General features: G+C 70.5%; 6 protein-coding genes. 2 read left to right on the top strand and 4 right to left on the bottom strand.

Going from position 1 to position 6,920, the window contains the following annotated elements; translation table 11 throughout:
- Positions 1–2: 2 nt before the first annotated feature.
- Complete coding sequence (locus ACIA5G_RS49390) at positions 3–1,976, bottom strand: hypothetical protein (RefSeq protein ID WP_395936700.1); 1,974 nt, start codon at positions 1,974–1,976, stop codon at positions 3–5.
- 168 nt (positions 1,977–2,144) lie between these two features.
- Positions 2,145–2,960, bottom strand: a complete 816-nt coding sequence (locus tag ACIA5G_RS49395) for a hypothetical protein (RefSeq protein WP_395936702.1) — start codon at positions 2,958–2,960, stop codon at positions 2,145–2,147.
- Positions 2,961–3,140: 180 nt separating this feature from the next.
- Here ACIA5G_RS49395 and ACIA5G_RS49400 point away from each other — a divergent pair, with 180 nt between their 5' ends.
- Together ACIA5G_RS49400 and ACIA5G_RS49405 are read left to right on the top strand one after the other, a co-directional pair.
- Entirely contained in the window at positions 3,141–3,380 is a 240-nt protein-coding gene (locus ACIA5G_RS49400) for a hypothetical protein (protein ID WP_395936704.1), read from the top strand.
- Positions 3,381–3,556: 176 nt separating this feature from the next.
- Positions 3,557–4,222 carry a hypothetical protein gene (locus tag ACIA5G_RS49405; protein ID WP_395936706.1) on the top strand — a complete coding sequence of 222 codons (666 nt, stop codon included), beginning with the start codon at positions 3,557–3,559 and terminating at the stop codon, positions 4,220–4,222.
- 7 nt (positions 4,223–4,229) lie between these two features.
- Here ACIA5G_RS49405 and ACIA5G_RS49410 read toward each other — a convergent pair whose 3' ends face one another.
- Both ACIA5G_RS49410 and ACIA5G_RS49415 read right to left on the bottom strand, forming a co-directional pair.
- Entirely contained in the window at positions 4,230–5,507 is a 1,278-nt protein-coding gene (locus ACIA5G_RS49410) for a fatty acid desaturase family protein (protein ID WP_395936708.1), read from the bottom strand.
- 16 nt (positions 5,508–5,523) lie between these two features.
- The gene (locus tag ACIA5G_RS49415; RefSeq protein ID WP_395936710.1) at positions 5,524–6,621 is read right to left on the bottom strand and encodes a ferredoxin reductase; all 1,098 of its coding nucleotides are present in this window, start codon (positions 6,619–6,621) and stop codon (positions 5,524–5,526) included.
- Positions 6,622–6,920: the final 299 nt, after the last annotated feature.

The raw sequence follows: 6,920 nt of genomic DNA on the forward strand, positions 1-6,920 counted from the left end.
CCTCACCATCCCCCGGACGAGTCGAACCGCACGTCGGCGTCGAGCGGCTTGCGGCGGTCCCAGGCGCCGGCGCCCGCCCACCGCGGGGCCCCGATGCGGGACAGCGGGATCGCCGATTCGCGCCACGACGCCTGGCTGAACAACACGAGCGCGGCGAGCACCGGCAGCCCGACCGCGATCGTGAGCGTGACCTGCACGACCTCGCCCCGGCTCTGCGTCGCGACGGCCGCGGCGAACCCGGCGATGGCGGCGATGCTCAGCTGGACGAGCGCCTGCGGCAGGGTGCCCAGGTAACCCAGCACGGTCCGGCGTGGCGGCAGTGACAGGCGGCTGTAGAGGAAGCCGGGCAACAGCAGCAGCATGGTGATCACGGACTGGCCGTCACCGATGTGGCCGAGTGCCTCGGTGGCGGCCCGGCCGTACGGCCACGGGCTGCCGACCAGCATCCAGCCGAGCACGAACGAGACCGTCGCGACGGCCAGCGCGTAGAACGTCACGTTGAGCGGGCCGGACTTCGTGGAGTCCTTGAGCACGAGCGTGGCGCGGATCCGGACGTGGTCACCACGCGGGTCGCGGCCGCCGGAGCGGCGCCAGTACGCGCGTGCCTCGTTGTCGGCGATGCCGTTGACGAGGACGAGGTCCTGGCCGAACTCCCGCTCGGTCAGCTCGCGCGCGGCCTCGCGGAGGTTCGCGGCCGTGAACTCCGGGTGCCGCCGCAGCGAGTTGTCCAGCTCGCCCGAGTCCGTCCGCACCGCCTCGCCCGTGGTGGCCGCGGCGGCGAGCCGGTGGCAAGCCGGCAGGCTGCGCGGGGACAGCTCCACGCCGGACTGGCCGGCCTCCCACTTGCGGCGGCGCACCAGGTCCGCCAGCCGGCGCAGCACGGTCTGCGCCTGCAGTTCCAGGATCTTGTGCCGGGCGCCGTCGGCTTCCTGCAGCGGCGCGGCGTCCTGCCGTTCGGCCAGTGAGGCCAGGTCCTCGGCCAGGCCGTCCACCTGGTGCTGGTCGGCGTCCGTGGACAGGTACATCCGGGAGATCTCGGCTTGCGGCGCGGTGCCGGCCACCAGGTGGTAGGACTTCAGCGTGGCCGGGATCATGGTCTCGTAGCTCACCACGTACCCGCGGCGGCTGGACGCCAGCCGTCGCCACTGCTCCTTCGCGACGGGTTGCCGCGCGTCGACGTGCAGCGGGGTTTCGTAGCTGAGCCGGTGTTCCTCGACCGAGTCGTCCAGCGCCACCACCAGCATGTAGTCGCGGACCGCGACGTTCAGCAGGTACGCGTATTCGACCAGCAGCTCGGAGCAGCCGGCGAGGATGTCGAGCGCCAGTTCGCGGCACTGCCTGCCGTACCCGGAAACCGTGCCGGGGGCCGGCGCCAGCGTGAACTCCTCCTCCGGGTGGTTCCGCTCGGTGAGCAGCGTGAGCAGCGCCTGCTGGATGAGCCAGCGCGGTTCGTGCACCTGGAACAGGAAGGTGTTCAGCTCGTGCTTGGCGGTCTGCGCGTTCTCGTCGCTGGCGAGGATCCCGCGCAGCAACCGGTAGAGCCCGGCGGCGACCAGCCGCGACGCCTCGTGCTGGGTGAGCCGCGGCAGTTTCTGGCCCGCGCTGTCGAACACGTCGATGGGGGAGACGTCGCGGCGCGGCAGGCGGGCCAGCGGCACCCACAGGGAACGCTGCCGAGCGGGTCTCGACGCGGCCCGCTCGCCGTGCTCCTGGCCGATGAGGTCCTGCAGCTGCGCGGTGGCCTGGCGCTGCCCCTCGTCGAGGAGCTTGAGGCTGACGTCGACCTCGGTGCTCCGCCGCGCGGTCCCGTGCTCGACGACGGTGAGCCGTTCGGTCAGCCGGCGCACGTGGTTGAGCCGCAACGAGGTGTCCAGGAGCGCCAGGCCGACGGCCGCGCCCTCACGGGACAGCCGGGGCGGGGCGCCGGGGATGGGGATCGTTTCGATCGCGTGTCGGAGACTGTCGATGCCGTCCACACCAGTGAGAGTAGGAGTTCTCGTGGTTCGAGACGAGCAAACGCGGAATCGTGCGGAGATACCGGGGGATGCCGCAACGGGCTGGGCCGGACGGTGGCGTCCGGGTTGGTCCGCGCGGCGGTACGGAGGGTGGCGCGGAAGCCGCGCCACCCCAGGTCGGCTGCCGGATCAGACCAAGGTCGCGTACCGGATCAGGTAGCGCCAGTCGGCCGAGTCCGCCGCGTTGCTGTCGCTGTACTGGACGTCGAAGCTGTTCGCGTTGGCCACGATCCCCAGATCACGGATGTGGTTGTCCCCGGCGTCACCGCCGGCCGTGTTGTCCAGGAAGAACCCGCGGATGACCTTCTCGCCGGCGAAGGCGGGGCTGGTGGTGCGGCCGGCGGCGTGCACCGTGTTGACGTTCTCCCCGAGTGAGCCGAGCCGGGACCGGGGCACCCAGGCGTAGCTGACGTCGTAGGTGAACGGGTCGTCGCCGTTGGTGTCCTTGTACTGCACCGTCAGCAGGCTGCCGCTTTCCGCCACGCCGATCATGTCGAGGTGGTGGTCGCCGTTGTCGAACCCGAACCGGAAGCCGCTGAGCACGAAGACGAAGTCCCCGGCCGGGCGGGTGAACAGGGGCACCGTGCACGCGCCGGCACAGATCCCGTGGAACGACGCCGGCACGATCCCGGTCGGGTCGACGCGCTCGTGGGAGACGCGGTAGCCGTAGTTGTCGTCGCCGTTCTCGTCGGCGAAGGTGACCTCGACCGCGGACTGCTGCGGCAGCGGCATCGCCGCGACCTGGCGGATGTGGTGGTCCCCGTTGGTGAACTGGTACTGGAAGCGGCCGAGCAGCGGGGCGCCGAACACGCCGACGCCCCGGAACACCGTGCCGTGGGCCGAGCCGATCACCTCTTCGAGCTGGGCGGCGTCGGCCGCGGTGACGCCGCTGGTGAACAACCCGGCGACCGCGACGGCAACGGTGATGATGCTTCGCTTCTTCATGCGTCCTCCCCATGGATTCCGCGTGGCCCGCGGACGGCCTCACTCTGGCCGACCTCGTCGACAACCCGTCGACAGCCGTTGCGGGCCGCCTGCTTGACAGGCCGGCGAGCCTCTTCTTGTGTCCCTCGACGGATACGTGACCGCGGCGGGCTCGCGCCGCGGCGGGGGGAGAAGGACGTCGTGGTCGTGGGCGGCGGCGAGACCTGCCACGCGTTCCTGGCCGCAGGGCTGGTGGACCTGCTCAACTTCCACGACGGCAAGGTGCCCGCCGGGTCGCCGCCGAACAACCTGGCGGCGACCTCAGCTCCACCGGTTACGCGCTGGCCGCACCCGGCGCGGAGTACCTCGTCCGGCAACCCCACGGAGATCCCTTCACGCGGGTTGGCACGACATCACGTCGCGGTCCGCGAGTGGCAGTGACGACGTGACGGTGCCTGACGAGGAGCCGGTCACGGCTGCGATCACCGGACCTGCGGTGCTGCACCTGAAGCGCCGGCGGTAGCGTCTTTTCTTCCGGTGGTGCGGGAGAGCTGGTGCGACGGTGCGGTGGCTGCGCGGGATGTGGCGGGAGACCCCGGCCGGGTTGCGGGTGGCTGGTGCTGTGGAGCGCGGGCGCCGTGCTGCTCGGGCTGGAGTGGTGGGGGGACCAGGCCAGGTTCTGGTCGAGCAAGCCGTTCGTCACCAACGTGTTCTCGTCGTTGACGGCGGCGTTGTTCGGCGTGCCGCTCGCGCTGATCGTCCTGCAGCGGCTCGGGGTGACGCAGGCGGAAGCGGTCGAGGCACGAGCGGCCCGCCGTCTGGCGGCCAAGGTCGTCCGAGACCTGGCCCCGGCCCTGCACCCCGGCCCGTCGAGCGATTTGCTTGCCGCCGAAGCCGGCTTGCTGAAGGTGGAGAGAGCGGCGCAAGAAGCCATCAGGCAGGCCCGGCAGATCGTCCCCGCCGTCGCGGAGGTTTCGGCTCACTGGTCCTTCCTCGGCGCAACCGTCCGCAGCCGGCTGCTGGAGACCGGCGGGACGTGGCCGGCCGCCCCGCTCGCCGCCCGGATCAACGGGATCGTGCAGCTCCTGACGGCGGATCCGTACCTCGACGGCTGGCTGCGCGACCTCGACATGGCGCTCAGGAGGTTTCAGGCGGACCCGGCCCCCGTTCTCCGGGACCTGTGGACGCAGCTCGAAATCGGGTACGAACTCGCGGAGGCCGTCGGTCAGCTCGACGACCTCACCGCCGAAGCGTCCCGCGTCATCGGTGCGACGAGCGGGTGACCGGCGCTCAGGCGGCGCGTGCCACCTCGTCACCCTGGTACGGGCCCGGCTTCGGACGGGGTTTCCCGCCCGGGAACGCGAGCCGCAGGATCGTGCGGTGGACCGTGCCGAGCTGCTTGGACAGCGGGCCCGTGTTGTACGGCAGGCCGTAGCGGCGGCAGATGTCGCGGACCTGGGGGGCGATCTCGGCGTAGCGGCTGCTGGGCATGTCCGGGAACAGGTGGTGCTCGACCTGGTACCCGAGGTTTCCGCTCAGCAGGTGGAAGAACGGGGAGCCGGTGATGTTCGCCGCGCCGACGAGCTGGCGGACGTACCAGCCGCCGCGGGTTTCGTCGCGGACCTCGTCTTCGCTGAACGTGTAGGTCTGGTCGGGGAAGTGGCCGCAGAAGATGATCGAGTGGGCCCACACGTTGCGGATGATGTTGGCGGTGAAGTTCGCCCAGAACGTCGCGGCGAACGCGCCGCCACCTTCCGCGCGGACCGCCTCGAGCTGGGCTCGCACCGCGCCCTTCCGGCGTCGGCCGGCGGCCCGGTCCGCCAGGACCCGCAGCCGGGAACGGGGTTCGGGCTTCACGAGCCGCCCCACGGCCGTCGCGGCGAGGGCGCTCACGAGCGGCCAGCCGAGGTAGTCCTTCAGGATCTGGTCGCGGGCCTTGCCCGAGATGCCCTTGAGGTCGTGCCAGACGTCCTTCATCGGCTTCTCGCCGGCGCGGATGGCTTCGACGTCCAGGTCGTGGACCGCGACGCCCCATTCGAAGAAGGCCATCAGCAGCACGTTGTACAACGGCTGCGCCAGGTACGCCGGGTGCCACCGCTGGTGCGGGTCGATGCGCATGATCTCGTACCCGAGATCCTTGTCCTTGCCGCGGATGTTCGTGTACGTGTGGTGGATGAAGTTGTGGGAGTGCTTCCACGCCGCTGCCGTCGAGGCGGTGTCCCAGTCCCAAGTGGACGAATGGATGGAGGGGTCGTTCATCCAGTCCCACTGGCCGTGGAGCACGTTGTGCCCGATCTCCATGTTCTCGAGGATCTTCGCCAGCGCCAGGCAGCCGGTGCCCGCCGTCCAGGCCAGTTTGGACCGTGAGCCGAGCAGCAGCACCCGGCCCGCCACCGCGATCTGGCGGTGCAGGCGGATGACGCCCTTGATGTAACGGCGGTCGCGGTCGCCCAGATCGGCGCGCACCCGGTCGTGGATGGCGTCGAACTCGCGGGCGAGTTCGGCGAGTTCCTCCGCGCTCAGGTGGGCGAACGGGTGTACTTCCGGGGAAGAGGTCGGTGTGGGCATGAGTTCCTTTCTCCGCTCAAAGTTCGACTGTGACCGGGCCTTCGGCGCCGTGCACGCAGGTACGCACGATCTCGTTGTTCAGTTGGCTGACGACGTTCGTCCGCAGGTCGCGGATCCGGCCGTCCCGGATCGGCAGCACGCACGTGTGGCAGACCCCGACCCGGCACCCGAAGGGCATGTCGACCCCCGCGTTCTCACCCGCGACGAGGATCGGCGTGCCGGGTGGGCAGTCCGCGTCGACGTTGCGGTGCGCGAACCGCACCGTGCCCCCCGAACCGTCGGCGGCGTCGCCCCCGACGATCGGCTGGAACCGTTCGTGGTGCAGCAGATCGACGTCGCCGTGGCGTTTCCAGTGCGCCTGCAGCGCGTCGAGGAGCTCGCCGGGACCGCACCCGTAGGTCTCCCGCTCGCGCCAGTCCGGGCACAGCGTGTCCAGGTCGGCCGGGGTGAACCGGCCGTCCCGGCTGGTGATGCGCAGTTCGAGGCGGAAGCCGTCGTGCCGCTTCTCGAGCTCGTCGAGCTCTTCGCCGAAGGTGACTCCGTCCGCCTCCCGCGCCGAATGCACGTGGACGACGTCACGCAGGCCAGGGCCCGGATCCAGGTGCCGCAGCATGCTCATCACCGGCGTGATGCCGCTGCCCGCGGTGACGAACAGCAACCCCCGGTCGAGCCGGTCCGGCAGGGTGAATGCCCCTTCGACCTCGCCGAGCCGCACAACCTCGCCGGGCCGGGCCCGCTCGACCAGGTACGGCGAGACGACACCGCCGTCGACCTTCTTGGGTGTGACGGAGATGAGCCCGTCCGGGCGGTCCGGGCTCGACGTCAGCGAGTACGCCCGCCAGTGGTGGACGCCGTTGATGACCACCCCCAGCCGCACGTACTGGCCGGGCCGGTGCCCGACCCAGTCGAAGCCCGGCCGGATCAGCACGGTGGCCGCGCCGCCGCGTTCGGGCTCGACCCGCTCGACCCGGCCACGCAGCTCCCGGGTCGACCACAGGGGATTGATCAGCTCGAGGTAGTCGTCCGGCCGCAAGGGGGTGAACAGCCACCGCACCGCGCGCAACGCCCGGCGCCGCAGCGGCGACGCCGGCGGACGCATTCCCACTTCGGCCATCAGTCATCACCCCGCGCCCGGCCGGCGGTCATGACCTCGCTGGACCAGATGATGGTCACCATGCCAGTTGAGTGTACAGCCGTGCACTCAAATCGCAGCCTGAGGGGAGATATGTACTGTCTGTCCGATCTTTCCCGCAGTGACCAGCCTGGTCCTCGGCCCGAATGGCCTCGCCTGGCATGTTCTGGTCGGGCTTTCGGTGGACTAGTGATCCGAGTTAGAGGTTCGCGTCGTAAGTATCTGGGTGCAGTAGCCGGCGAGGCTGTCCAGGATTTCGTCGGCGGTTCTAGTCCACACGA

Origin of the sequence: Amycolatopsis sp. NPDC051758, assembly GCF_044453095.1 — a bacterium.
GTDB lineage: Bacteria > Actinomycetota > Actinomycetes > Mycobacteriales > Pseudonocardiaceae > Amycolatopsis.